Here is a 2,292-nt window from a genome sequence, read left to right on the forward strand (position 1 = left end):
ACGACAACCTGCGGGCGCTGGCCGACGCGCTGCCCGCCGAGGGCGTCACCGTCGCGCTCGTCGAGCAGCCCTGGCGGGTCGCCGGCCGCAAGCTGGCGCCCGCGCCCCGGACCCTCGACGCCGGCTGGACCGCCCTGTGGCCCGCCCTGGAGAAGCCCGGCGTGCCGGTCGTCGCCGGCGGCCGGAGCGCCGGCGCCCGGGTCGCCTGCCGCACGGCCGGCGCGCTGGGGGCCCGGGCCGTCCTCGCGCTCGCGTTCCCGCTGCACCCGCCGGGCAAACCGGAGAAGTCGCGGCTGGCGGAGCTGCGGGACGCCGGGGTGCCGACCCGCGTGGTGCAGGGCGAGCGCGACCCCTTCGGCGGTCCCGCGGAGTTCCCCGCGGACGCCGACGTGGTGCCCGTGCCGTATGCCGACCACGGCTTCGCCGTGGCCAGGAGCGCGCCGGCCGACGACGCCGGGACCGCCGCCACGATCACCGCCGCGGCGGCGGAGTGGCTCGCCGGCCTGCGCTGACGCTCCCGCACGTGCCCCCTCCCGGCCCTCGTGGCGGTCGGTGCGGGCCGCCGGGGGAATGCGCTGTCGGGAGCATGTGTTGTCGCGGATGTACGTTCCAGGCGATCAACGAAGGGAAGCGCATGAGCGCGGTTGCATGCCCGTCGCGTCCGCAGCCGGCGGCAGCGGAGGAGTACTGGGCGGCGGATGTGCAGGGACGTCGTCTATCCTCCGAACGGTACGGGGCCACGGGTGGCTCCACCACGGTGCTGGAGGAGGTGGGTCTCGTCACTGGGACCGACACGGGGAAGGGCGAGCCGGCCGACGAGCGGAAGGCGCCCGAGGAGACGTCCACCGAACGGAACGCACGCTTCGAGCGCGACGCGCTCCAGTTCCTCGACCAGATGTACTCGGCCGCGCTGCGCATGACGCGCAACCCCGCCGACGCTGAGGACCTGGTGCAGGAGACCTATGCCAAGGCGTACGCCTCCTTCCACCAGTTCCGCGAGGGCACGAATCTGAAGGCCTGGCTCTACCGCATCCTGACGAACACGTTCATCAACTCGTACCGCAAGAAGCAGCGCGAGCCGCAGCGCAGCGCCGCCGAGGAGATCGAGGACTGGCAGCTCGCGCGCGCCGAGTCGCACATGTCGACGGGCCTGCGCTCCGCCGAGGCCCAGGCGCTGGACCACCTGCCGGACTCGGACGTGAAGGAAGCCCTCCAGGCGATCCCGGAGGAGTTCCGCATCGCCGTGTATCTCGCGGATGTCGAGGGGTTTGCCTACAAGGAGATCGCGGACATCATGGGGACACCGATCGGTACGGTCATGTCCCGGCTGCACCGCGGTCGCCGTCAGCTGCGCGGCCTTCTGGAGGACTACGCGCAGGAGCGCGGCCTGATGCCGGCGGGGGCCGGGCCCGAGTCGGCCGGCTCGCACACGGGAAAGGGTTCGGGGTCATGAGCTGCGGAGAGCCGCACGAGACGGATTGCTCAGAGGTCCTCGACCACCTCTACGAGTATCTCGACCGGGAGATGCCCGAGGGGGACTGCGCGAAGATCCAGGTGCACTTCGACGAGTGCAGCCCCTGTCTGGAGAAGTACGGCCTGGAGCAGGCCGTGAAGAAGCTCGTCAAACGCTGCTGCGGTCATGACGACGTGCCGACGGACCTGCGCGCGAAGGTGATGGGCCGGATCGACCTCATCAGGTCCGGCGACGACGTGCCGGACCAGCCCGTGCTCGACACCGGGAGCACCGGTGACGACGGCCGCTCCACGTCACTCGAAGGTGCGAATCCGCCCGGCTCGTAGTGTTCTTTTGCGCGACTGCGCCCCATACGGCCGTAGCAGCCGCCCTATGCTCCCCAACTCGTACGGAGTAGCGCACGGGCGAGGAGCGTGGGGCGCATGCGGCAGGTGGGGCAGGTCTCTCCGGCCGGACGCGCCTGCCTGCTGGGCGCGGTACTCGCCGCGGCGGCCTGCGCCGCCCCCGCGCTGCGGCCCGGCGCCGCCGTCCCGTGGGCCGCGCTGGCCCTGCTCGCCGCGGTCTACGCGGCCGGTGAGCACCTGTGGCGCGTTCCGCCGCTGGCGGGCCGGGTGCCCGACGGCATCGGCGCCTTCTTCCCCGCCCTGCTTGCAGGAGCGTTTCTGCTGCCGCCCGCCGCGGCCGCCCTCCTCCCGCTCCCGGGCACGCTGACCGCCCGGATCACCGAGCAGCCGGCCGCGCCCCGGCGGCTCTGGCGGGCCGCGGAGCTGGCGCTCGCCGGCTGGGCGGCCGCGTACGCCCGCGAGCGCGCGCCCGGC

3 protein-coding genes and 1 pseudogene are annotated in these 2,292 nt (G+C 73.5%); all 4 read left to right on the plus strand.

What is annotated here, in order from left to right; genetic code table 11:
• A partial coding sequence (locus tag ABD317_RS36010) for an alpha/beta hydrolase family protein (RefSeq protein WP_344296114.1) occupies positions 1 to 512 on the plus strand: 512 nt, incomplete at its 5' end.
• A 257-nt stretch (positions 513 to 769) separates the two neighbouring features.
• A complete protein-coding gene (locus tag ABD317_RS36015) occupies positions 770 to 1,453 on the plus strand; it encodes a sigma-70 family RNA polymerase sigma factor (protein WP_037781886.1) in 684 nt (227 codons plus the stop codon).
• Positions 1,450 to 1,800: a mycothiol system anti-sigma-R factor gene (gene rsrA / locus ABD317_RS36020; RefSeq protein WP_027753998.1), complete on the plus strand. Its 351-nt coding sequence runs from the start codon at positions 1,450 to 1,452 to the stop codon at positions 1,798 to 1,800. The genes ABD317_RS36015 and rsrA overlap by 4 nt, the downstream gene beginning before the upstream one ends.
• A gap of 96 nt (positions 1,801 to 1,896) precedes the next feature.
• Positions 1,897 to 2,292: pseudogene (locus ABD317_RS36025) on the plus strand (HD-GYP domain-containing protein); the annotation flags it as partial.

The organism is Streptomyces synnematoformans (genome assembly GCF_039531005.1).
Lineage (GTDB): Bacteria > Actinomycetota > Actinomycetes > Streptomycetales > Streptomycetaceae > Streptomyces > Streptomyces synnematoformans.

Bases quoted from the DNA above. Each gene is read 5' to 3' on its own strand.
- rsrA (WP_027753998.1), top strand. From the start codon at position 1,450: ATGAGCTGCGGAGAGCCGCACGAGACGGATTGCTCAGAGGTCCTCGAC.